17 protein-coding genes are annotated in these 22,935 nt (G+C 63.0%); 7 read left to right on the plus strand and 10 right to left on the minus strand.

What is annotated here, in order from left to right; genetic code table 11:
• Window positions 1–43 precede the first annotated feature (43 nt).
• The 4 genes from NIBR502772_RS20230 to NIBR502772_RS20245 form a co-directional block, all read right to left on the minus strand.
• A complete protein-coding gene (locus tag NIBR502772_RS20230) occupies window positions 44–1,957 on the minus strand; it encodes a glycoside hydrolase family 35 protein (protein ID WP_246848606.1) in 1,914 nt (637 codons plus the stop codon).
• Window positions 1,954–2,745 carry a carbohydrate ABC transporter permease gene (locus tag NIBR502772_RS20235; protein WP_141141530.1) on the minus strand — a complete coding sequence of 264 codons (792 nt, stop codon included), beginning with the start codon at window positions 2,743–2,745 and terminating at the stop codon, window positions 1,954–1,956. The genes NIBR502772_RS20230 and NIBR502772_RS20235 overlap by 4 nt, the downstream gene beginning before the upstream one ends.
• Before the next feature lie 146 nt (window positions 2,746–2,891).
• Window positions 2,892–3,839, minus strand: a complete 948-nt coding sequence (locus NIBR502772_RS20240; RefSeq protein ID WP_210412330.1) for a carbohydrate ABC transporter permease — start codon at window positions 3,837–3,839, stop codon at window positions 2,892–2,894.
• A 109-nt stretch (window positions 3,840–3,948) separates the two neighbouring features.
• Window positions 3,949–5,250: an ABC transporter substrate-binding protein gene (locus tag NIBR502772_RS20245; RefSeq protein ID WP_141141531.1), complete on the minus strand. Its 1,302-nt coding sequence runs from the start codon at window positions 5,248–5,250 to the stop codon at window positions 3,949–3,951.
• 290 nt (window positions 5,251–5,540) lie between these two features.
• Between NIBR502772_RS20245 and NIBR502772_RS20250 the strand changes: the two genes are divergently transcribed.
• Together NIBR502772_RS20250 and NIBR502772_RS20255 are read left to right on the plus strand one after the other, a co-directional pair.
• Window positions 5,541–6,527, plus strand: a complete 987-nt coding sequence (locus NIBR502772_RS20250) for a LacI family DNA-binding transcriptional regulator (protein ID WP_141141532.1) — start codon at window positions 5,541–5,543, stop codon at window positions 6,525–6,527.
• Window positions 6,528–6,837: 310 nt separating this feature from the next.
• Window positions 6,838–11,070 (plus strand): endo-alpha-N-acetylgalactosaminidase family protein, encoded by a 4,233-nt coding sequence (locus NIBR502772_RS20255; RefSeq protein WP_246848607.1) that lies wholly within the window; start codon window positions 6,838–6,840, stop codon window positions 11,068–11,070.
• A 108-nt stretch (window positions 11,071–11,178) separates the two neighbouring features.
• Here the strand turns inward: NIBR502772_RS20255 and NIBR502772_RS20260 are convergent, their stop codons facing one another.
• From NIBR502772_RS20260 to NIBR502772_RS20280, 5 genes are read right to left on the minus strand one after another with little or no spacing between them, the layout of a single operon-like run.
• Window positions 11,179–11,964 carry a DeoR/GlpR family DNA-binding transcription regulator gene (locus NIBR502772_RS20260; protein ID WP_141141534.1) on the minus strand — a complete coding sequence of 262 codons (786 nt, stop codon included), beginning with the start codon at window positions 11,962–11,964 and terminating at the stop codon, window positions 11,179–11,181.
• 10 nt (window positions 11,965–11,974) lie between these two features.
• Window positions 11,975–12,820 (minus strand): class II fructose-bisphosphate aldolase, encoded by an 846-nt coding sequence (locus NIBR502772_RS20265; protein ID WP_141141535.1) that lies wholly within the window; start codon window positions 12,818–12,820, stop codon window positions 11,975–11,977.
• Window positions 12,817–13,761: a 1-phosphofructokinase family hexose kinase gene (locus NIBR502772_RS20270; RefSeq protein WP_141141536.1), complete on the minus strand. Its 945-nt coding sequence runs from the start codon at window positions 13,759–13,761 to the stop codon at window positions 12,817–12,819. Before NIBR502772_RS20270 ends, NIBR502772_RS20265 begins: the two co-directional genes overlap by 4 nt.
• Entirely contained in the window at window positions 13,758–14,720 is a 963-nt protein-coding gene (locus tag NIBR502772_RS20275; RefSeq protein WP_246848608.1) for an ROK family protein, read from the minus strand. The genes NIBR502772_RS20270 and NIBR502772_RS20275 overlap by 4 nt, the downstream gene beginning before the upstream one ends.
• Before the next feature lie 8 nt (window positions 14,721–14,728).
• On the minus strand, window positions 14,729–15,673 hold the full coding sequence (locus tag NIBR502772_RS20280; protein ID WP_141141537.1) for an SIS domain-containing protein: 945 nt from the start codon (window positions 15,671–15,673) through the stop codon (window positions 14,729–14,731).
• Window positions 15,674–16,052: 379 nt separating this feature from the next.
• Between NIBR502772_RS20280 and NIBR502772_RS20285 the strand changes: the two genes are divergently transcribed.
• The 5 genes from NIBR502772_RS20285 to NIBR502772_RS20305 all read left to right on the plus strand — a co-directional run bounded on the left by NIBR502772_RS20285 (window position 16,053) and on the right by NIBR502772_RS20305 (window position 22,121).
• Window positions 16,053–17,075, plus strand: a complete 1,023-nt coding sequence (locus NIBR502772_RS20285) for a sugar ABC transporter permease (protein WP_141141538.1) — start codon at window positions 16,053–16,055, stop codon at window positions 17,073–17,075.
• 32 nt (window positions 17,076–17,107) lie between these two features.
• Window positions 17,108–18,049 carry a carbohydrate ABC transporter permease gene (locus NIBR502772_RS20290; RefSeq protein ID WP_141141539.1) on the plus strand — a complete coding sequence of 314 codons (942 nt, stop codon included), beginning with the start codon at window positions 17,108–17,110 and terminating at the stop codon, window positions 18,047–18,049.
• 77 nt (window positions 18,050–18,126) lie between these two features.
• Entirely contained in the window at window positions 18,127–19,788 is a 1,662-nt protein-coding gene (locus NIBR502772_RS20295; RefSeq protein ID WP_141141540.1) for a sugar ABC transporter substrate-binding protein, read from the plus strand.
• A gap of 71 nt (window positions 19,789–19,859) precedes the next feature.
• Window positions 19,860–20,903, plus strand: coding sequence for a LacI family DNA-binding transcriptional regulator (locus NIBR502772_RS20300; protein WP_141141541.1), 1,044 nt, complete (start codon window positions 19,860–19,862; stop codon window positions 20,901–20,903).
• A gap of 15 nt (window positions 20,904–20,918) precedes the next feature.
• Window positions 20,919–22,121 (plus strand): Gfo/Idh/MocA family protein, encoded by a 1,203-nt coding sequence (locus tag NIBR502772_RS20305; protein ID WP_141141542.1) that lies wholly within the window; start codon window positions 20,919–20,921, stop codon window positions 22,119–22,121.
• 44 nt (window positions 22,122–22,165) lie between these two features.
• Here the strand turns inward: NIBR502772_RS20305 and NIBR502772_RS20310 are convergent, their stop codons facing one another.
• The gene (locus tag NIBR502772_RS20310; protein WP_141141543.1) at window positions 22,166–22,924 is read right to left on the minus strand and encodes a hypothetical protein; all 759 of its coding nucleotides are present in this window, start codon (window positions 22,922–22,924) and stop codon (window positions 22,166–22,168) included.
• Between the last annotated feature and the right edge of the window lie 11 nt (window positions 22,925–22,935).

A 22,935-nucleotide genomic window follows, 5' to 3' on the forward strand; every position in this document is an offset into this window, starting at 1 on the left:
GTTCCGTTGCGGTGATCGCGGAGGACTGATCCAGCGTAGCTGATCAGAGGAGGGACTCCTGATGCCTTGTGGTCGAGCCGAGTTCCGGTTGTGCCCGCAATTCCAGTTCCAGTTCCACGCCAAAATTCTCGAGTTCCAGGACGACGATGGTGTTCTCTCCGGGTGACAGCAGCGGGCCCGGAACGTAGAGGGTTACTTGGGGTCCCTCCTGCCAGTAGCGGCCAAGCAGTACTCCATTGATCCACAGGAACCCCTTGGCGAAACCGGGCAGGGCAATGAACGTGTCGGCCGGTTCATCGATGAGGAAGGTGGCGGTCGCCAGGCCGTTCGGTGTATGAGTCTCCGGGGTATGTGTCTCCGGGGTGGAGCCGCTTGCTGCGGTCTGGAGTTCTGCAAGCCGGGCCGCGTCGAAATCGGCGAGGGCCACCGGCGTCTGGTCCCAGTGGAACACGTAGCGCTGGTCAATGAGGACTCCCCCCAGGATGCCCTTCCGCTCTCCGTAGCGTGGTCCGTAGTTGATGTAGCCCTGATTCTCAACCACTATTTCGAGCTCCACTTCGGATCCGTCGCCCCTGACGGTTACACCGTCCCAGCCGCTGTTGGCATCCAGCAGACCAACGAATTGCCCGTTGACATGGACATAGGCGCGGTCGTGCAGGTCCACGATCCTGATGGTGGTGTCGCGGTCAGGCAGGCTGGCCTGGGCTCGATACAGGATCATGCCGGCCGGCAGCCCCAGGTCTTCGAAGCTGAGTGGCCGGAGACTCCGTACCGGGGCGGCCGCATGGCGGACCACGTCCAACATCCGTGGCCCGCGGGTGAGTGCAAGCTGCCGGGGGGAAAGTGTGGGCGTCCGGGCGAGGAGCTCGGCTGGTATTTCTTGGCTCCCCGTTCCCAGCCGCAGGAACTCGGCCCGGAGCGCGTGGAACTTCTCGGTCAGTGCACCGTGTTCGGCCACCGGAGCGTCCGAGTCATAGCTCGTCACGGTGGGCTGCAGTTTGGTCCCGTCGTGGTTGCTTCCGGAGCCGAGACCAAAGTTGGTGCCGCCGTGGGCCATGTACAGGCAAATCGAACCGCCCCCGTCAAGGATCTTCCGTATTTCTGCGGCAGCATCCGCGGCGTCGCGGGTGTTGTGCTTCTCGCCCCAGTGGTCAAACCAGCCGTTCCAGAACTCGATATTCAGGAAGGGTTCACCAGGACGGCGCCGTTTCCATATTTCGATGGCCTCGTCCCCGCGGCTCCCCAACGTGGCTGCCGCCAGGGTGCCTTCGATGGCGCCGCCGTCGAGATAGTAATCGGTGCCCCCATCCGCGGTGAAAAGCAGCTCGGTAATCCCCCGGTCCAGTAGTGCGTCGCGGTTCCAGCGGATATAGCTGTGGTCATCCCCGTAACTGCCGTATTCGTTTTCGATTTGGACGGCGACGACGGGGCCCCCGTTGGCGGCCTGCTGGCGTTCGATGATCGGGAGAAGGTGGTCGAACCACTCTTCGACCTGGGACTGGAAAACCGGGTCACTGCAACGCAAGGCGATGTCGTCGCGGCCTGTGACCCAGTTCGGCAGGCCTCCGTTGTCCCATTCTGCGCAGATGTACGGGCCAGGCCTGACGATGACGTCCATGCCGAGGCTGCCTGCGAGTTCTATGAAGCGTTCCAGATCGCGCCAGCCGCTGAAGTCCGGCACGTCAGTTGCGCGCGGCTGGTGGAAATTCCAGGCAACGTAGGTATCGACGGTGTTCAGGCCCATAGCCTTGAGCCGGGACAGACGATCCTCCCATTGGCCGGGATGGACGCGGAAGTAGTGGATGGCCCCGGCCAGGATTCGGTGGGATCGGCCGTGACGGAAGAATCCGTTCCCGTCGTAGGTGAGCGCGGCCGCTGTTGGGAATTGTCCGAGCTCGGCCATGTTCGGTTCATCGCCGAGGTTTGGCCGGGTGGATGTGGTGGTGCTGGTTGTCATTTGACAGCTCCCGCGGTGAGTCCGGCCCGCCAGAAGCGCTGGAGGCACAGGAAGGCGACGATGAGGGGAATGATGGACAGCAATGCGCCGACGACAACCGTCGCTTGCGGTACATTTCCGTTGCTGCCGTTCCACGCAACGAGTCCTACCGTGACCGGTTGCAGGGCCGAGTCGTTCAGCACCATGGCGGGCAGCAGGTAGTTGTTCCATATTTCAACGAAGTTGAAGAGGAAAATCGTGACGAGTGCTGGCGCCATGACGCGAACAGAGATGTCGGAGAAGATCCGGAATTCACTCGCTCCGTCGAGCCGCCCGGCTTCAATGAGCTCATCGGGAACTGACTGCGCAGCAAATACCCGCGAAAGGTATACACCGAAAGGGCTCACGATGCTCGGGAGCAGTACTGCCAGGGGGTTGTTGATCAGGCTGACGTTGCTGAACATCATGAACAGCGGAAGCGTAAACATGATCTTGGGAATCAGTACTGCTGCGAGGATCGTGGAGAAAATCAGGCCGCGGCCCGGAAAACTGTACTTCGCCAGCGCATAGCCGGCCATGGCGGACAAGAACGTCCCGACTGTGGCTCCCAGCCCGGCATAGAGAATACTGTTCAGCATCCAGCGCAGGAAGATCCCATCCCCCTCCGTCATGAGGATGCGGACGTTTTCGATGATGTGGACGCCATCGAACCAGAGCCCGGATCCGGAGAACTGTTCGCCATGCTTTTTGTTGGCGGCAACAACAAGCCACCAAACCGGCAGGAGGAAATAGAGGGCGGAAACGAGCATGACGGCAAGGACACCAACACGGCTGGTCAGGGTAGTTTCGCGATCTGAACTCCTGCCGGGCTTGCTTCGGTTGCTTGGCTTGCTTGGCTTGTTTGGACGGATGTTTGTCGGGGTCGAAACAGTGACCCTGTCCCTAGCGTGCAGAGTCACTTTTCACCTCGGTTGGTGAGCTTGAAGAAGGCAAAGGAGAGGACTCCGACGAGAAGGGCAAGCACCACGGACTGGGCTCCGGCGTAGGCATAGTCCTGGGACTGCACTGCGGCGCGGGCCGACATCAAGGGTGTGAAGGCCGAGTTGATGGAGCCGCCCGAGATTGCCTGGAGGACAGTTGGTTCGTTGAACAGTTGCGCCGTGCCGATGATGGAGAACACAGCCGTGAGGATGATCGCCGGGCGGACCATGGGGATCTTGATGTTCCACGCGATGCGCGCGGGGGACGCGCCGTCGAGCTTTGCAGATTCCAGCACCTCGGCGGGAATGGTCTGGATGGCTGAATAGATGATGATCATGTTGTAGCCGGTCCATCCCCAGGTCACGATGTTGGCCACCGCCCACAGCACCAGCTCCTCGCTCATGAAGGGGATGTCTATTCCCAGTGGTGCCAGCGCGTTGTTGATGGGGCTCGAGGATGGCGAGTAGAGAAAGGACCACATGAGGGCGGCTATGACGCCGGGCACGGCGTAAGGCATGAAGCTGGTCAGCCGGAAGAACGACTTGCCGCGGATCGACTTTGAATCCAGCAGGAGGGCGAGCAACAAGGCAAAGCCCAGCATGAGCGGGACTTGCACCACGCCGAAGACAAGCACGCGCCCCAGGGATCCAATGAATGCCTCGTCAGTGAAAATGCGTCCGTAGTTGAACCATGGGTCGAAAACAGGAGTGGACGGCCCGCCCAGTCCCAAGCCCGATCGCTGGGTTTTAAGGAAGCTCTGCTGGAGGGCAAATCCGATGGGAACCAGGTACATGGCTATGAAGATGATCAGGAACGGTGCCAGGAACATTACGGGCGTGCGGAGGCGTCCGCTGGTTCGTGCCTTTGGCTTGGGCCTGGGCTTCATGCCCGAGGCATGGCCCAAACTGGTCGACGCACTCATGGTGCCTCCCCTTGGTAGAAATCGTGTTTGGCGTTTCAGCGGCAGTGTGGCCGGCCGCGCTCTTGAGGCCGGCCACACGTCGTCGTCGGCCGTCTTCTTGGCCGTCTGTTTACTTGACGCTCAGGCCCTGGGCCTTGAGGGCATCCACTGTCTTGGTTTGCGCGGCGCTGAAAGCGTCGGCGAGTGTTCCGTTACCGGCCCATGCCTTTGAGAGCCCGTCGTCCAGGTCTTTGGTTGTCTGGGGCATGTTGGGTCCCCAGACCCAGCTGGTGTCCACGTTGTTCGAGGCAGCCTTGAAAACGTCAAAGATCTTTTGGCCGCTGAAGTACTCATCGGGCTTGGTCAGGGACGGCAGGTCAAGAAGTGCTTTCGCGGCCGGGTACAGGGCCGCCTCTTCGATCAGTGCGGAGTAGGCGTCCTTATCGGTACTCATCCAGTTGGCGAAGGTCCAGGCAGCCTCAGGAGTGTCGCAGCCCTTGAGCACTGCGGTAGCCGAGCCACCCGCGTTGCCAACCTTGTCCTCCCCGGCAGCCCACTGGGGCATGGGAGCTACAGCCCATTTGCCGGCACCGGCTTTGGCGTCACCCTTGATGACGCCGGCTTGCCACACGGGGCCAACGAGCGTGGCAATGGAGCCGTCACCCAGTCCCTTGAACCAGGCAGGATCGTACATGGGTGCCTCGCTGATGACCTTGGCGTCCACCAGACCTTGCCAGTAATCGGCCACCTTCTTGTTGGCGTCCGAGTCGAGCGAAACGTCCCAGCTGTCGCCGTCGATACCAAACCACGGAGCTCCGGCCTGCCAGGCCAAGCCGGCGTAGTCGTAGTTCAGGTAAGGCGAAGAGATGGATATATTGCTGTCCGCGGCCTTGAGCTTCTCAGCGGCCTGCTTGTATTCGTCCCACGTTGTGGGCACTGCGACGCCGTGCTGGGCAAAGAGCTCCTTGTTGTAGAACAGCGCCATCGGAGCCGTGTCAACAGGTGCGGCATAGACCTTTCCGCCGGGGCTCACTGCCTTCCAGGTCCAGTCAACGTATTCGCCCTCGTTCTTACTGGCGTAGCTGGTGACGTCTTCCAGGGCGCCCTGGGCCGCGAAACTTGTCAGGGTTTCATACCCAACCTGTCCCAGGCAGGCCGCGCTGTCGGCTTTGACCGCATTGAGCATTTTCTCGTAGCCGCCCTTGGCACCTGGCTGGACCTCTTCGTAAACGACTTTGATGTCCGGGTGGGAGGCGTTGAAGGCCTTGACGGCGTCAGCGTAGCCAGGCGCCCAGCCCCAGAATTTTACTTCCTGAACGCCTGCGGGCGAACCGGACGTTGCCGGCTCACCGCCTCCCCCGGTGCCGCACGCCGTCAGGGCCAAAGCTCCGACTGCGGCCACACCCGCAGCCCAAACGGTTGACTTTTTCATTTTTTCTCCTTGTGACCGCAGCAGGACAGCCCGAACGGGCCGAAGTGACTTGAGTGGCAGAAAGCGGAACGGGTTCCAGATTCGTTTGCCGGTGGGTACCGACGAAGCTGGCCGGTCCCTGTAAGTGACGAGTATTACACGCAATGTTACCCATAACAACCCCCAATCGATAAGAGTTTTCGATCGTTTGTGCGCCAACAGGGTTACGGATAACAACTGACTTATACTGGCTGGGAGGCTAAAACTAGGGGGCAAAAGTGACAGCACAGGCGGGACGACGCGGTACAGCCATGCGCGATGTAGCTCTGGCTGCGGGGGTATCGGCACAGACTGTTTCCAGGGTTCTCAGCGGCCATCCCAACGTTCAGGAGAGCACCCGCGCGAAAGTCCTGGCGGCGGTCGAACGGCTGGGATACAGGCTCAACCACATGCCCCGCGCCCTCGCAACAGGGCGTTCCATGACAGTCGGCTTCATTACCCTTGCATCAAGCTTTTACTCCCGGGCCGCTTTGGCCCTGGGAGTTGAACAGGCCGCCCGGGAGTCGGGCTATACCGTCAACACGGCCACCACGGCCTCACTGGATGCAGCGGCGGTGGGTGTGGCCATCAACAGGCTCATTGAGCAGGGCGTTGACGGCCTGATTATTGCTGTCCCCCTCATCGATCTCGACGAGCCGCTGGAAAAGCTCATCCGCGTTCTGCCCACGGTCACACTGGACGGATCCGGCACTTCGTCGGCAGACGTTGTCGCAATAGACCAGTCCGTCGCTGTCCGCCTCGCGACCGAGCACCTCCTTGGCCTTGGACATCGCACCGTCTGGCATGTGGCCGGACCGCCCCAATGGTCGGATGCCATCAGCCGCGTTGCCGGCTGGCGGGCGGCGCTGACTGAGGCAGGACGTGAAGTTCCCCCGGAACTCTACGGAGACTGGTCCCCCGAATCGGGCTACCGCAACGGCCTCCTCCTGGCCCGGATGCCGGACGTTACCGCTGTCCTGGTTGCAAGCGATGAGATGGCTTTTGGCCTCATGCGGGCAATGAGCGAGCTTGGCCGGCGCATACCTGAGGACGTTTCAGTGGTGGGAATCGACAACATTGCCCTGGCCGCCTACGCGAATCCGCCCCTCACCACGGTGAGCCAGTCCTTCGAGCAGACCGGACGTCGGGCCGTTGTGCACCTGCTGCGTCAGCTGCAGGAGCCGGGGACCACTTTCGAACCCGAAGTCGTGGCACCGGAGCTGATCATTCGCGCCACCACCTGCCCTCCCGGACGTTGATCTTCGGCTCTACGTAGGCCTGGCCTCCTCCTCGGCTCTGCACGGTCCGTCCGCATCCTTCGAACGCGACCCCCTTGCCAAATGAGTTTTTGACCCGCACTCTTTTAACGATGCAAGCACATGAGCGATATCGCCCCTAAAAAATCGTTAAGGATCATTTATGTCCAATATTTTGTCACCGCGGCGGCTCACCAGTTTGAGCTTGGCGTGTGTTTTGGCCTCCGCTTCCCTGCCATTCCTGTCGATCTCAGCTGCGCAAGCTGCGCCGTTGCCGGGAACCGAAACAATCACGTCCGATCAGATTTCCGTCTTGGTATCCGCTTCGTTTCCACAGGTGGTGACGTACACGGATGTACGCACCGGCGCCATGCTTCACGGCACCGCAGAGCAGCTGAACACGATCACCATCAACGGCACGGAACATCTGGTTTCGACGACGTCAGCCAAGACCGACGCCGGGTCGGTGAACTATGTCATGACTGTTCCCGGAATGGGTGGCATCACGCTGGAGGCCCGCCTCTCAGTAGAGGGGAGCGCCGTCAACTTCAACGTTACGAAAATCAATGACACAGCGGAGAACAAGGTTTCGACGCTGCAGCTGCCCAAGCTGAACCTTGCAACTGTGTCCTCTGCTGAACCCGCCGCGCAGGTCTCTGCTGCCGACCTTTCAGTGGACCGCGGCGCCACCGGTGATGAATTTATTCCGGTAACCGGTGCAACTCCCCTGGATGCTGTTGCCAAGAGTTCCGCCTACGTGCTTGCGAACACTTCCCAAATCGCAGCCGCGTTCGAATCCAACTCCCTTTACGACACTTCCTCCGGCCCCGGCGCCAAGGACAAGGGGCGCTTTTGGCGCCAAGCCGTCAGCGACGGTGCCGGCGGGGTGAAAATCGGCGTTGCCAGCGGACAGTGGCTCTACAGGACCGCCGGTTCCGACCAGACCGAGGAACTGCCGTGGACACGGGTGGCCATCACCACGGACGCCAACGCAGATTCCGTCGTTGACTGGCAGGACGCGGCGATCGCCATGCGATCGATTGAGGTCAAGGCCTTCAAGGGCGAACAGACACCTGACAACGTCATCACCCACATCCCGTTCAACTTCGCTTCGCAGGCGACCCACCCGTTCCTGCGGACCCTCGATGACGTCAAGCGCATCTCCCTGGCCACCGACGGCCTCGGCCAGGTGGCCATGCTCAAGGGCTTCACCAGCGAAGGCCACGACTCGGCCAACACGGACTATGGCGACAACTTCAACACCCGGGCCGGCGGCCTTGAAGACCTCAACAAGCTTGTCTCGGCAGGCAAGGCATGGAATGCCTCCTTCGGCGTCCACATCAACGCCACGGAGATCTACCCCGAGGCCAAGTCCTTCAGCGAAGATCTCCTGACGGCGGACAAGCGCCTCGGCTGGAACTGGCTGGATCAGTCCTACACGATCAACCAGCGCCAGGACATCAACTCCGGCAAACTGGCCCAGCGCATCAAGGAACTCGCCGACGCCACCGACGACAACCTCGACTTCGCCTATGTGGACGTCTACTACGAATATGGCTGGCTCGCCGAGACCATCCAGAAAGAACTCATCAAGAATGGCTTCCGCGTTGGTTCCGAGTGGGCCGACAAGCTCTCCCGCAACAACACCTGGTCGCACTGGGCCAATGATGAGAAGTACGGCGGCAGCACCAACAAGGGCGTCAACTCGCAGATCCTGCGCTTCATCAACAACACGCAGTCCGACGTTTGGAACCCGGACGCCAAGCTGGGCGTCTCGCATATCGTGGAATTCGAAGGCTGGACGGGCCAGAACGATTACAACGCGTTCTATAACAACATCTGGACCGCCAACCTGCCGGCGAAGTACCTGCAGCACCACGAGATCACCAAGTGGACCGCCGACCGCATCGACCTCGCCGACGGCGTGGCAGTCACTGGCAACACGGCCGCGGCACGCGACATCACGGTCAACGGCGTCTCCGTGCTCCAGGGCGACAAGTACCTGCTCCCCTGGGCCTCCACGGCGGGCGGCGCCCTGGACAAGCTCTACCACCACAACCCGGCCGGCGGCAGCACCACCTGGACGCTCACCGACGCCTACCGCAACGCGACCAGCCTCCAGCAGTTCAAACTGACGGACAGCGGACGCATCAAGGTGGCCGACATCCCGGTGGTCAATGGTCAGGTCACCCTCGCCGCCGATCCCGGCCAGCCCTACGTGCTGACCGCCAACGCCGCCACCGTCAGCGTCCCCGCCGACGCCTCCTTCGGCGAAGGCACCCGGATCAATGACCCGGGCTTCAACGCCGCGGACCTCAACAAGTGGAGCCCAACAGGCACGGCCGCGATCGTCCGCGATGCAAAGGGCCGCCGCTACGCCGAACTCGGCGCCGGCGCATCCTCCATCTCACAGCAGCTGCTGCCGTTCAAGGCCGGCACGTATTCCGTCAGCGCCGTCGTCGAAATCGAGCCCGGCCAGACGCGCCCCACCACCTTGGAGGTGCAGGTTCCCGGAGGCAAGACCGAGACCATCACCGTGGACAGCTCCAACGCGACGAACTTCGTCGCGGCCGATGAAAAGACCGGCACCAACTTCCAGCGCCTCCGCGTGCTCATCGATGTCCCCACGAACGGCACCCGCCCCACTATCAGCTTCCAGGCAGGCGACGGCACAGCGAAGGTCCGCGTGGACGACTTCCGGGCCGTGGAAACGAAGCGTGTTCCCACCACCGGCGTCCTCAGTGAGGACTTTGAGAACGTTGACCAGGGCTGGGGACCGTTTGTGAAGGGCAACGCCGGCGGTTCCACCGATCCCCGCACGCACCTCACCGAACGCAACGCACCCTTCACCCAGAAGGGCTGGAACACCAACGTCATCGACGAGGTCCTGGGCGGCACCTGGTCGCTCATCGCCCACGACGAAAACCTCGCCCCCAACGGCGGCCCCGGCATGGTTTACCGCACCACCGGCCATACCGTGCCGTTCCAGGCAGGCCACAAGTACAAGGTCTCCTTCGACTACCAGAACTCCAAGGCAGGGCAGTACGCCTGGGTTTCCGGCTACGATTCCCAGGCAGGTCCGGCAGTGACCGGAAGCCAGCCCCTCGGCGAGCAGACCACCACGGCACGCTTTGAGCAGGTCCTGGACACCGGCTTCTGCGGCGACTACTTCGTCGGCCTGCAGCGCACCGGTTCTTCGAACGGTTCCGACTTCACCCTGGACAACCTCCTGGTCGAAGACCTCGGCGCGTCCGAAGCCGTACCGGCCTGTGCCCAGCTCAGCGCGGCCCTCCAGGGCGACGTGGTGCAGCAGGGCAAGGCCCAGGACTTCGTGACCACGTTCGTTTCCGATGAACCGGCCGCGATCGCGGGCCTGGCCGTGGAACTCGAACTGCCGCAGGGCTGGACGGCAACCCCGGCCACTCCCGCCACCGCCGCCACGCTCCCCGCCGGCGGACGCCTGGCCACCACCTGGAAGCTGACCGCCCCGGCGGACGCCGATGGCGACTACACCGTCAAGGCCACGGCCCGCTACACCACCACCACGGAGCCGGCCGGTGCGCGCACTATCAGCACCAGCACCTCGGTGCGAACGCTGCCCAAGCCGCCGCAGGCCACGGTCTTCGCCAGCGACCACCCGTGGGTGAGCGCCACGAACGGCTGGGGCCCGGTGGAGAAGGACATGTCCAACGGCGAGCAGGGCAGCGGCGACGGCCGCCCGCTGAAGCTCAACGGCACGGCCTTCGCGAAGGGCCTCGGCGCCCACGCCAACAGCACGGTCCGCTACTACCTCGGCGGCTACTGCACCTCCTTCACGGCCGTGGTGGGCATCGACGATGCCCAGGCAACACGCGGCAGTGTGAAGTTCTCCGTGGTGGCCGACGGCGCCACGAAGGTCACGACCCCCGTCCTGGGTGCGCTGAGTGCCCCGCTGCCGCTCACGGTGGATGTCACGGGCGCCGCCTACGTTGACCTGGTGGCCAACGATTCAGGGGATGGGAACGGCAACGACCACGCCGATTGGGCGGAGGCAAAGTTCACCTGTTCCAGCTCCGCCACCGCCCCGCCTGTGACGCCGTCCGCCGGAGAACTCTCCGGCACGGTGTTCGCCTCCGACCTTCCCTGGGCAAGTTCCACCAACGGCTGGGGACCGGCGGAGCGCGACATGGCCAACGGCGAGAGCGCGGCTGGCGACGGTCCCGCGATCAAGCTCGATGGCCGGAGCTATGCCAAGGGAATCGGCGTGCATGCCAACTCCAGCGTCAGGATCAACACCCAGGCAAAGTGCCAGTCCTTCGAGGCCACGGTGGGTGTTGACGACATCAAACTGAACAAGGGACTTCACGGCTCCGTGATTTTCATTGTCAAGGGTGACGGCGTCGAGTTGTACCGAAGCCCCGTCGTCAGCGCGGACACCGCGGCGTTGCCGCTGAACGTCGATATCACCGGACGGCACGATGTCGAGCTCATCGCCTACAGTAACGGCGATGATACGGGCGACGACTGGGCAGACTGGGCAGAAGCAAGGTTCGTCTGCAATACGTAAACAAGAACAGAACGCAAAACGCTCGGCTGGGGTACCCAGCCGAGCGTTTGTGTAATGCGGCCGGGCACCGGCTGCGTCTAGATCACCGCGGCCTGCAGCCCGGAAAGCTTATGAAGCGACGGACACTTTGGTTCCCGTGGCTTCGAAGGCGGCCCGATCCTTAGCCGAAATGCCCGCATCCGTGAGAAGCCGCGCGAACGTATAGCCGGCCATGGTTGCAAAGGCTCGCTTGCCGACTTTGGAGGAATCAGCGAGTACGTAGGACACCGCTGCCCGGCGGGCCATCAGGACGTTGATTGCGGCTTCGCCTTCGTCGGAGATTGTGGGACCCAGGACGGGATCGATGCCGTTGACCCCAATGAATGCCATGTCAAGGGCGATCCGGTCCATCAGGAGCTCGGTGTACGGACCGACGAGTTCGTAGGAGCGCGGACTCAGGATCCCTCCGGTGACCATAACCTTGATGTTTGGCCGGACCGCCAGGCGTGCCGCAATATTTATGGCATTAGTTACCACAGTCAACATCGGACGGTCCGATCTCACGCTGAGGTCCGGGCGGGTGGCCAGCACCTGGGCAAGGGCCGTCGTCGTGGTTCCTCCCGAAAGGCCAATGACCGACCCCGGCATAACAAGGGCGGAAGCTGCCAGGGCGATACGTTGCTTGGCTTCGGCGTTGTCGTCCCGGTTGTAGCGCCCAGGCAGGTCGTAGGCCACCGAACCGGTTGTTGCTCCCCCGTGGGTGCGGGTGAGGAGCTGCTGCTTGGCGAGGCTGTCAAGGTCGCGACGGGCCGTGGCCGGTGAGACACCGAGTTTCTCAACAACCTCTTCGATCTCGATTTCCCCCGACTCGGCGAGCAGATCAAGTATCGCTGCGAGCCGGTCGGTGCGGGTCATTCGAAGCCTTTCAGGCATGGGGCCTGTCCGCGAACAGCCTCAACAGCCGGGAAACTTCCGGCACTAAGGCTGCGCGTCCGGCCTTGAAGTATTTTCGCGAGTCTACAGCCGCCGGGTCTGCGACCAGATACTCTCGGACGGCCCGTGTGAAGAACCCGTTCAAATGGGTGGACACATTGATCTTAGTCATGCCGGCGGAGATGGCGGCGACGATGGCCGCGTCGGAGACTCCTGACGAACCGTGCAGCACGAGGGGGACGTCCAGGGCCGCTTTCAGCCGGGCGATGAGCCTGAGGTCCAGTGAGGCATTTCGTTCCGTCATGGCATGGGATGAGCCGACGGCGACAGCCAGCGAATCCACGCCGGTGGCCGCTACGAAAGCCGCGGCCTCGGCCGGGTCCGTGCGCACACCCGGGGCATGGGCCCCGTTCTTCCCGCCGACCTTGCCCAACTCAGCCTCGATATATACGCCGCGGGCACGGGCATAGTCACTGACGCGACGGGTAGCTGCGACGTTTTGCTCATAGTCCAGCCGGGATCCGTCGAACATCACGGAACCAAAACCCAGGTCAACAGCCTGGCGAGCGAGCTCTTCAGACTCGGCGTGGTCCAGATGTAGGGCAACGGGAACGGATGCCTTGTCGGCGGCAGCCAGCGACGCCAGTGCCAAGGGCTCAAGGCCGCCGTGGAACCTAGCGCAATTTTCGGAGATCTGGAGGATCACTGGAAGTTCGGCTTCCTCCGCTCCCGCAATGAGAGCCTCCAGCGTCTCCAGGTGGATGACGTTGAACGCACCTTGTCCGGCCCAGCGCGTTGCGGCCTGGTCCATCAGCTCGCGGGTGGTGGCCAGTGTCATGGGATCTCCTTCTGGGTCACGATCAGTTGATCGGCAAGTTCTGCGTATTGGGGTGAGATTTCCCCCGCGGCCGGCATAAGGACGGCAGCGGCCGACCATGCGGTCGCGGCCCGGAGAATGTCATCTGGGCTCGAGATGCCCTCGGAAAGACATGTTGCTGCGGCGGCCACGGCTGCGTCTCCGGCGCCTGTGGGATTGCCGCCCAGGCCGTAGGGAAGCCGGGCATGCCAGTACATGGCCGGATCAGCCGCGTCGAACATCATCATTCCTGCCGCACCGGAACTGACCATCACACGGTGAGCTCCCATCCTGATCAGCTGGCAGGCAGCCACGACTGGGTCGTCTTCGCCCGTGGCCTCCCTCAGTTCGTGATGGTTCGGCTTGACCAGGTCAGCTCCTGCCCTGGCAGCAGACACCAGGCCCGGTCCCGACGTATCGATGATGGCCCGTACACCTGCGTGATGTGCCAACGTCACCAAAGAGGCATAGAAGTCAGGGTCCGCCCCGGAAGGGAGGCTCCCCGATCCGACGAGGATCCCTTCGCCCGGAACGAGGGAATCCTTCACAGCCGCCCGAAGGCACTGCCATTCGGCGGCGCTGAGGTGGTGCCCCGGTTCGTTCAGGATGATGGTGTCAGCCTTCGACGTGTCCACGACCGCAATGCTGCGCCTGGTGTCTGCTTCGACGGGGATTATCCGGTGGGGCATGCCGCTGGATGAGAGTTCGGCCTTGAACTCAGTGCTGGCGGCGCCCGACCCTGCCGGGGCAAGTGCAAGAACCGGAAACCCCAGTTGGTGGGCAACCCGCGCCACGTTGAGGCCCTTCCCTCCTGCCCTGATCAGGGGGGTGGCTACACGATGGGTTGACCCGGGCGTGATCCGCTGGACTCGGTATGTCATGTCCACGGCCGGGTTAGGGGTGACCGTAACTATGCGTTTCATGCTTGTCCTGATTCGGCTGCCAGGAGTGACCGTGCACCCAAGGCGGCACCGATGAGACCGGCGTCCTGGCCGAGTCTGGCTTGGAGGATCTCGGGGCGCCGGTGAAAGGTCAGGTGCTCCCCGACCCTGCGGCGCAGCGGTACCAACAGCTCATCACCGGCCTCGGACAGGCCGCCGCCGACGATGACTGCTTCCGTGCCAAGGACGGTGATGCATTGTGAAACAGTGAACGCCAAGGCGTCGATGGCTTCGTCCCAGACTTGTCTGGCAGCGATGTCGCCGGCCTGCATGCGTGTCAGGACCTCGCTGGCTCCGTCTACGGCATTGCCGGAAATTCGCGTGTACCGTCGGGCGATGGCAGCAGCGGACCCCACCGATTCCAGGATCTCGGTCCCGGTTCCGGAGGGATCGGGAACCAGCGAATGCCCGAATTCTCCCGCATAACCACCGGCTGTCACCGGCAGCCCGCCGGCAAAAACCGTTCCGGCAATTCCTGTACCGATGATGATCACCACCACATCGTCGAATCCGTGGCCGGCACCAAGCTCGAATTCAGCTATGCCTGCCGAAGTCACGTCGTGGCCGAAGGCGACGGGCAGCCCCAGGCGTTTTTCGCACTCTGCCCTGAACGGGAAGTTGGTCCATCCCAGATTCGCGGAGAAGACACCCACTCCTGCACGCGCGTTCACGATCCCCGGAACGACAAGACCTGCAGCTTTCGCCTGCAGCCCGGGTGAGCGCTCGGAAAGTTCCCTGCTCAGCTCGCGGACCCGGTCCAGGACGGCTTCCGCCGTCCGTGCTCCGTCCCGGGGTGTGGGGACACGCACTACATCAAGCAAGTCACCCGATGCGCTCAGCATTGTTCCTTTGATGTCGGTTCCCCCGACATCAAAAGCCATAACATCGCCCGGGGCAGGTCCGAGCAGGTTTCCTGGCTGCGGCATCAGGTTGGGGACCATGACCTTACCTATCCGGCCGTGGCGGTGGCAGTGGCAGTGGCAGTGGCAGCAAGGATGACGGAGCGTGACAAGTTCCGCGGAACATCAGGGTTCAGGCCGCGCGCCCGGGCCCGTTCCAGCGTGACCTTGTGCACGCGGGCCAGCTGCGCCAGGGGGTGCTGTCCGCCATGGATGTACAGTGCGCCGGTCTCGGCAACGTCGGCCTCGAGCCCTGCCGGTTCATCGCCCAAAAGCCAGACAACCCGCCCCGGCGCGGCTATGGAAATGGGGCCGTGGCGGTACTCCATGGCCGAATAGGACTCCGTCCACCCCTGGACTGCTTCGCGCATCTTCAGCCCGGCCTCGTGGGCCAAGCCGACCGTCCACCCGCTGCCAAGGAAGGTGAACTGCTCCGCGTCCAACAGCTCATGCGGAACTTCCGTGCTGACAGCGTCCCGGGCGTCGGCGACGGCCTCGGTCAGGTCGACGCCGAGGTTGGTCAGCAGGTACGCCAGCGCAGCGGTAGCGAACCGCGTCTGCACCACAGATTTTTCGTCGGCGTAAGGCAAACCGATCACTGTATCGGCAAGACCCACCAGGGGCGATTCCAAATCCCCGATCAGGGCCACGGTGGGGGCTTTCCCGCGCAGGCCGGCCACCACTTCCAGCACCTCGGAGGTGGTGCCCGAGCGCGTGATAACTACGACGGCGTCGTACGTCCTGGGAGCGCTGTTGTGGTTGAGGAAAGCCTCAGAGGCAGCAAACGCATCCGTCAGTCCTTTGCCAAGACGCTCCCGCATGACCGCATAACTCTGGGCCATGAACCATGACGTTCCGCAGCCGATGACAGCAACGGCAAGCCCGTCCGCGGGCAACAGGTCTTCGGACCTCGACTGGTCGATGGCCCGTGTCCATATGTCGGGTTGGGAGAGCAGTTCCTGCTCCATGAACGTCCCCAGCACGGTCTCAACCATTGTCTTCTCCTAAGCGAACGCCGATCCGGACAGCGCGGTCCAGGATCAGCTTTGAGTACTTATGACTGTTTTACAGCATATACGCTCATGAAATGTCTAGGCAATGATGCTTCCAGATGGACCCAAAACGGAGGGATAAGCGCGGCGAATCGCCAGCTGACACCGCCCAGCACCTTCAGTACTGCTATTCGGCTCGGGCACACGCCAACGGATGGAGCATCAGAATGAGTCAATCTCGTGATGAAAAGTGCTTTTTATAAATCAATACGATCATAATCTTGCACATGAGATGTGGATCACTTATGTTGGTTAAACGATTAAAGACCAGCTGTGCACGGCAACGCACGGCCACTAAGCAATCCAGTACCCGAGGAGACGTATGAAATCGACGACGGAAGAACGCCCGGCACCGCCGGTAGTGCGTCGGCCGGGAGGTCAGGCGCCGGAAGCTGGCATACGCAAAGTCAAACCCGGCAAAGTGCCCGCGCAGAGTTTCCGGTCCCGCCTGCGCCGTGACAAGCAGATGCTGCTCATGATGGTGCCGGGGGCGGCGTTCCTGCTGCTGTTCTTTTACATCCCCATCCTGGGCAACGTGATCGCGTTCCAGGACTACCAGCCCTACATGGGCATCGGTGACAGCCTCTGGGTGGGGTGGCAGAATTTCGTGGACCTCTTCGGCAACCCCGATTTCGTCCATGCGTTCTGGAACACCCTGTACCTGGCTGCCTGGCAGCTCGTCTTCCTGTTTCCTGTACCCCTTGTGCTGGCGCTGGTGGTCGATTCGCTGGTGAGTACCCGGGTCCGCCGGGTCTTCCAGAGCATCGCCTACCTGCCGCACTTCCTGTCCTGGGTCCTGGTCATCGCCTTTTTCCAGCAGATGCTCGGCGGAGCGGGCTTTGTTAACAACACCCTGCGGCAGCTGGGCATGGAAGCCGTGCCGTTCATGACCAACCCGGAAACGTTCCCCCTCCTGGTAGTGGTCCAAATGATCTGGAAAGACGCCGGCTGGGCCATGATCATCTTCCTGGCCGCGATGGCCAGCATCGATAACTCGCTTTACGAGGCGGCAGCCGCCGACGGCGCCGGGCGTTGGCGCCGCTTGTGGCACATCACGCTGCCGGGGCTCCGCCCGGTCATCGTCCTGCTCCTGATCCTGCGGATCGGCGACATACTCTCGGTGGGCTTCGAACAGTTCATCCTGCAGCGCGACGCTGTTGGGGCCGGAGCCGCCGAGGTCCTGGACACATTCACCTACTACACGGGCGTAGTCGGCGGAGGCTGGAGTTCCGGCGCCGCGGCCGGCCTGGCCAAGGGAGTGGTCAGCGCCCTGCTGATCTACGCCGCCAACAAACTTGCCCACCGCTTTGGCGAAGACGGAATTTTTGCGAAGAAGGTCGGCTAGCCAGCCCGGCTACCGGACAAGGAGAGCACACGATGGCAACCACACTATCCACCAAGAAACCCCTGGCCGCGCGCAAGGTCAAGGCACTGAGCTACAACCCCAAGCGCCCAGTCTGGAAAGAGCGGCCCTCGCCCTTCTACCAAACCGTCAAGGCCCTGGTGCTGATCGTCTTCAGCATTTCCATCCTGACCCCGATCCTGCTGGTTGTGTCCACTTCCCTGGCGGACAACGAACAGCTAACGCGGGCCGGCGGCTTCGTCCTCTGGCCCGAGCGGCCCACACTGGAGGCCTACACCACCATCTTCAGGGGCCCCATGGTCATCCAGTCCCTCGGGGTCAGCCTGTTCATCACCGTGGTGGGCACCCTTCTGGCCCTCTTCGTCACCATCACCATGGCGTACGCCACCAGCCGGTCCGTTCTGTTCGGCCGGCCGGTGATCCTGGCGATCCTCTTCACGCTGTTGTTCGCCCCGGGCCTCATTCCGTCGTTCCTGATGATCCGCCAACTGGACTTGCTGGACTCGCTCTGGTCTCTGATCCTGCCCGGCATTTTCGGGGCCTTCAACTTCGTGGTCATGAGGTCCTTCTTTATGAACATCCCCGGTGAACTGATCGAAAGCGCAAGGATCGACGGCGCCAGCGACTGGCAGATCCTCTGGCGCATCGTGATGCCGCTCTCGAAAGCCGTGATCGCCGTCGTCGGACTGTTCTATGCGGTTGGCTTCTGGAACTCCTTCTTCAACGCGCTCCTCTACATCAACGACCACAGCAAGTGGCCCATCCAACTGCTCCTGCGCAACTTCGTTGTCCAGGGCAGTGGCGCTGCCGAACAGCTGGGCATCAGCACAACGCCGCCGCCGCAGTCCGTCCAGATGGCTGTGGTGGTGGTGGCCCTGGTTCCCATCCTCATGGTTTATCCGTTCCTGCAGAAGCACTTCGCCAAGGGCGTCATCACCGGGGCAGTCAAGGGCTGATCCCGGCTGCGTCCGGCTCAAGCTATGCCCTCCACGCAAGAAGCATCGATACAACCCACCTAAGAAAGGGTCCTTCCATGACCAGCACCATCTCAGGAGCGGCCGGCGTCAGCCGCCGCGGATTCCTTGGCCTTGCAGGCCTTGCCATTACCACCGCGGGACTCGCCGCATGCGGCGGAGGCGGCGGCTCCACCAGCGGAGGCGCCTCCGCCTCTTCCTCGGTCAAGTTGCCCACGTACAAGGAATTTACCGGCCTGACTCCGGACCTGGCGGGCAACGCCAAGGGCCTGCAGGCTGCCTACTTCAAGCTGCCCAAACCCGTGCAGTCCGTCAAGGACGCGCCGCTCAAGGGCAAGGTGACGGGCCTGACCGAAACCTTCGACACCATGAGTCCCGCCATGAAGGACAACCCCTTCTGGCAGCGACTTAATGCCAAGCTGGGCGGCGACCTGGAACTGCAGATCGCCGAGGACATCGGCGACGGCTACCCCGCCAAGTTCGCCACCGTCCTGGCCAGCAACGACCTCCCTGACATGATGTGGGTTCCGCCGAACCAGGGCATCCCTAACATCGGCCCCATGCTGGAAGCCAAGTTCCAGGATCTGACCCCGTACCTCTCCGGCGACGCCGTGCTTGAGTACCCCAACCTGGCGGCCCTGAAACCGGACTCCTGGAAGACCGCCGTCGTCAACGGCAAGATCTGGGGCGCACCGATCCCCAGCACGCCTTTCGGACAGGTCTACATCGGCAACCGCGAGACCTGGGCCGAGGTGGGCGGCTTCGGGGCCAGCAATGCGGACGAATTCCTGGCGAAGGCCAAGGAAATCACCCGTCCCGGCGAGCAGAAGTATGCGCTGGAACCGTCCTATATCAACGCCCTGCACATGGTGGGTGAATGGTTCGGCGCCCCCAACGGCTGGGCCGTGAACAAGGACCGCACCCTGACCAACCTCTACGAGACCGACGAGTACGCGGCCAGCGTGGAATTCGTGGCCAAAATGTTCGCGGCCGGCGTGTTCTACCCTGATGCCCAGGCGACGGACATCCGGGCCCGCGTTGCCAACGGCAGCGTCGGCGCCCAGGTGGTCAGCGGACCGCACGACCTCAACGACTACCGCGCCCTCAACGAAACCGCCGGGTTCGAGATCCTGGTTCCGTTCAGCGCCGACGGCAAGGTCACGCCGACCTACGACATGGGCTACGGAACAGTGGGCTTCACCCCGTTCAAGAAGGCCGACGAATCCAAGATCCGTGAGCTCCTCGCGCTGATGAACTACCTCTCCGCCCCCTTCGGCACGGTCGAATACCTGCAGAAGAACTATGGCGAGCTGGGCCAGGACTACACCCTGGACGGAAACGGCAACCCGCTCCGGACCGAAACGGGCACCACCAACGCGCCGGGCCTGGTCTCGGCGCTGACCATCATGTCCAGCCCGGAGAACGTCAACTTCAACCCGGGCTTCGACGATGACACCCGCTACGTGAACCAGCAGCAGCAAAAGCTGCTCGAGATCGCCTGGCGCAACCCCACCAACGGTTCCTACTCGGACACCAACGCCAAGGTTGGCGCCAAGATCGGAAAGCAGCTGCGCGACAAGGTCACCGACGTTGTCACCGGCCGCGCCAAGATCAATGAACTCCAGAACGCCGTCAAGCGCTGGAAGAGTGAAGGCGGGGACAAGATCCGCGACGAATACCAGGCAGCCCTGGCCTCCGACGCACCCGTCTTCCGCACCTAGTCCGGTCCCCGCGGCGGCGGGCACCAGGACAAGCAATAACAGGCAAGCCACGGAACGATCAAGGGGAAACCATGGCAAAGACAACAGGCACGGGCCAAAGGCCCACCATCCGCATGGTGGCGGATCTCGCGGGGGTGTCGACTGCCACGGTCTCCTACGTCCTGTCCGGGCGCAGCGGAGACGGCGGGCCCCGGGTTTCGGACCCGACGGCGGACAAGGTCAGGTCCGCGGCTGAGCGGCTGGGCTACCGGCCGAACCAGGCAGCACGCGCCATCCGGACCGGACGCACCAACACCGTGATCCTGTCCTTGACCATGCTCTCCGACCCTTGGTCGCTCTCGGTCATAGAAGCCGTACAACGGGCCGCCGCGCCGTTGGGAATCACGCCGATGATCCTCGGCGACGCCGAGTGGGTCAAGGTCCTGGCCACGCACAATGCGGACGCCGTCTTCGTGGACGCCGTGGGCGAGCGGGACCGGGATGAACCGCGCCGGCTTGCCGCCCACGGAACCACCCTGGTGGTCTTCGACGAGCTGCTGGAACCGGACGGCTTCGACGTGATCCGTTCGATCGCCGGACCCGGCTGCGCCCTGGTGATGACGCATCTGCTCGAGGGACACCGCAAGATCGGCTGCCTGACCACCTCGACGGCGTCCGGCTCGAGGGGTGCCCCGCGGTACCTGGCCTACGTCGATGCCCTCCGGGCCGCCGGGCTTCCGGTGCAGGAGGAGTACGTGGGTGTCTTCGACGGCACCACGGCCGGAGCGTATGCGACAGCCACGCGCCTGCTCGGCCAGCGGGACCGGCCCACCGCCCTCTACGTCACGACGGACTATGCGGCCATCAGCGCCATCAACGCCGCCCAGCGGCTGGGCCTGACCGTGGGTCAGGACGTCGACATCATCGGTGTCGGCAACACGGTCGAAGGCGAACGGATGTCCCCGTCGCTGAGCACCGTAGGTCCCGTGGACCTGTTTGACCGGCTCGCGCGGCTGCTGCTTGACCGGGCCACCGGTACTGGGCCGGACACCGAACCCGGTGTCCTGGACTTCCCCTGGCAACTGTTCGTCCGGGAATCGGCGCCGCACCGCGGCGCCGCAACAAGACTTTACTGAGAATCGACAGAAGGTATGCACACCATGGAGAAGGATTTGAAGGTCGGCATCGTAGGGTTCGGGCTGCGTGCCGGGCTGTGGCGCCACGCGCATAAACCGGGCCAAGGCTCGGAAGTCACCATTGTGTGTGACACAAGCGAGCGTGGCCGCGCAGATGCGGCCGAGCGCATTCCCTCCGCACGGATAACGGCGGACCTTGATGAGTTGTTGGGCAGCGGCATTGACGCCGTACTGGTGCTCACACCGGACAACCAGCACGCCGCCGTCGCGGTCCGCACGCTAAGGGCCGGAATTACCACGTTCTGCGAGAAGCCCCTGGATGTCACCATCGAGGCTGCGGACCTCATCCTGCAGACCGCATATGAGACCGGTACGCGGCTTTATGTCGGCCACAACATGCGGCATATGCCGGTGGTGGTCCAGATGCGCGGGCTCATCGAGGAGGATCGGATCGGCGAGGTCAAGGCCATTTGGTGCCGCCACTTCGTTGGCCACGGCGGAGACTATTACTTCAAGGACTGGCACTCCGAGCGCAAAAACGTCACGTCCCTGCTGCTGCAAAAGGGAGCGCATGACATCGACGTCATCCACTGGCTAGCCAACGGTTACACGCAGCGGGTGTCAGCCGTCGGCGACCTGGCAGTCTATGGCTCGGTGACCACGCGCAGCGACAACAGCGGCAAGCGGATGGGCGACTGGTATTCCCTGGCGAACTGGCCGCCGAGCGAGCAGCAGGACCTGGCCGCGACAATCGACGTCGAGGACATCTCCATGATGAACATGGTGCTGGACAACGGCGTGCTTGCGTCCTACCAGCAGTGCCATTTCACGCCCGACTACTGGCGGAACTACACCATCATCGGAACCAAGGGCAGGATTGAGAACTTCGGCGACGGACCCGGCGACAAGATCAAGGTCTGGACCACGCGGACGTCCGGTTTCGCCGAGCCCGATGATGTCATCGAAATCCAGGACGGCGAAGGCGGCCACGGCGGCGCCGATCCAAACTTGATCGCCGAATTCCTGCGCTTCGCAGCCGACGGCGGCCGGACCCAGACCAGTCCCATCGCGGCCCGGCAGGCGGTGGCCGCGGGTGTCCTGGCCGCCGAATCCCTGCGCGGCAACGGCTCGGCCCGGGAAGTTCCCGCCCTCCCCGCAGAGCTCATGGACTACTTCGACGCCGGCCAGCGGCGAACGATCCCGGAATTGGTGCTGTGACCGGAAATTGAGCTCGCCGCCCGAGTGGGTTCGGTTCCGGACTTCTACCCGCCCGCAGGCAAGGTGGTGCCCGCCCGTTCCCCCAGAGCACCGTCGGCTGTGAGGCCCAGGACCTCAACCAGGACATCTTCCTCGTGGTGAACCTCTGTAACGTTGACGGAGCGGGTCGATCCGTCAACGACGCCTGCCGGGAAGCCGTCGAGGGTCACTCCCCATCTGTAGACTGCGGGGTCGTTAGACTCCCAGCTGACTTTGACTTCACTGATCCCGCCGACGGTGGAGAGAACCTCCACCTGTACGTTCAAGGGCGCGGCCAGCCGCTGATACAGGGGCGTTGTGCTGATGCGAACGGGGGTCTCCAAAACGTCGGTGCCGCCGGCAATCCCTGTCACCCGCAGGATCATGACTCCTTCGAACGCTGCGTTGTACCTGTGTTTGAGGACGGGATCAGTGGTGGTCCGGTCGTAGCTTCCGTCCCCATCCAAGTCCCATTCGTACTTCACAACAACACCCACGGACTCTGAGGCATCGTAAGTAATTTCCGAACCCGGGGCTCCGGAGTAGCCGCTGACCGGCAGCCACGCCTCAACACCAGTCTGCTTCTGCTTACCCAGCGGGATGGTGATCGCTTGAACCGGCGCCCCTGAGGCCTGAGCGGATGAAGTCGGACCGACAGTGGGAACGGCACTGGGCGGACTAACTTCCAGTGTGTTCGGGGTCGGATGCCCGCTGGGCACACCATCTGCGCAACCGGTCAATATCAGTAGTGCTGCCGCAGCGGCGGTCCAAGCGGATGCCTTCATGTTCTCCCCCA

Origin of the sequence: Pseudarthrobacter sp. NIBRBAC000502772 (assembly GCF_006517235.1) — a bacterium.
Taxonomy (GTDB): Bacteria; Actinomycetota; Actinomycetes; order Actinomycetales; family Micrococcaceae; genus Arthrobacter.

What these genes read in the sequence shown, in the direction of transcription:
- NIBR502772_RS20230 (WP_246848606.1), bottom strand. Translation starts at nt 1,957, where the DNA reads ATGACAACCAGCACCACCACATCCACCCGGCCAAACCTCGGCGATGAA.
- NIBR502772_RS20235 (WP_141141530.1), bottom strand. Translation starts at nt 2,745, where the DNA reads ATGCTCGTTTCCGCCCTCTATTTCCTCCTGCCGGTTTGGTGGCTTGTT.
- NIBR502772_RS20240 (WP_210412330.1), bottom strand. Translation starts at nt 3,839, where the DNA reads ATGAGTGCGTCGACCAGTTTGGGCCATGCCTCGGGCATGAAGCCCAGG.
- NIBR502772_RS20245 (WP_141141531.1), bottom strand. Translation starts at nt 5,250, where the DNA reads ATGAAAAAGTCAACCGTTTGGGCTGCGGGTGTGGCCGCAGTCGGAGCT.
- NIBR502772_RS20250 (WP_141141532.1), top strand. Translation starts at nt 5,541, where the DNA reads ATGCGCGATGTAGCTCTGGCTGCGGGGGTATCGGCACAGACTGTTTCC.
- NIBR502772_RS20260 (WP_141141534.1), bottom strand. Translation starts at nt 11,964, where the DNA reads ATGACCCGCACCGACCGGCTCGCAGCGATACTTGATCTGCTCGCCGAG.
- NIBR502772_RS20265 (WP_141141535.1), bottom strand. Translation starts at nt 12,820, where the DNA reads ATGACACTGGCCACCACCCGCGAGCTGATGGACCAGGCCGCAACGCGC.
- NIBR502772_RS20270 (WP_141141536.1), bottom strand. Translation starts at nt 13,761, where the DNA reads ATGAAACGCATAGTTACGGTCACCCCTAACCCGGCCGTGGACATGACA.
- NIBR502772_RS20275 (WP_246848608.1), bottom strand. Translation starts at nt 14,720, where the DNA reads ATGGTCCCCAACCTGATGCCGCAGCCAGGAAACCTGCTCGGACCTGCC.
- NIBR502772_RS20280 (WP_141141537.1), bottom strand. Translation starts at nt 15,673, where the DNA reads ATGGTTGAGACCGTGCTGGGGACGTTCATGGAGCAGGAACTGCTCTCC.
- NIBR502772_RS20285 (WP_141141538.1), top strand. Translation starts at nt 16,053, where the DNA reads ATGAAATCGACGACGGAAGAACGCCCGGCACCGCCGGTAGTGCGTCGG.
- NIBR502772_RS20290 (WP_141141539.1), top strand. Translation starts at nt 17,108, where the DNA reads ATGGCAACCACACTATCCACCAAGAAACCCCTGGCCGCGCGCAAGGTC.
- NIBR502772_RS20295 (WP_141141540.1), top strand. Translation starts at nt 18,127, where the DNA reads ATGACCAGCACCATCTCAGGAGCGGCCGGCGTCAGCCGCCGCGGATTC.
- NIBR502772_RS20300 (WP_141141541.1), top strand. Translation starts at nt 19,860, where the DNA reads ATGGCAAAGACAACAGGCACGGGCCAAAGGCCCACCATCCGCATGGTG.
- NIBR502772_RS20305 (WP_141141542.1), top strand. Translation starts at nt 20,919, where the DNA reads ATGCACACCATGGAGAAGGATTTGAAGGTCGGCATCGTAGGGTTCGGG.
- NIBR502772_RS20310 (WP_141141543.1), bottom strand. Translation starts at nt 22,924, where the DNA reads ATGAAGGCATCCGCTTGGACCGCCGCTGCGGCAGCACTACTGATATTG.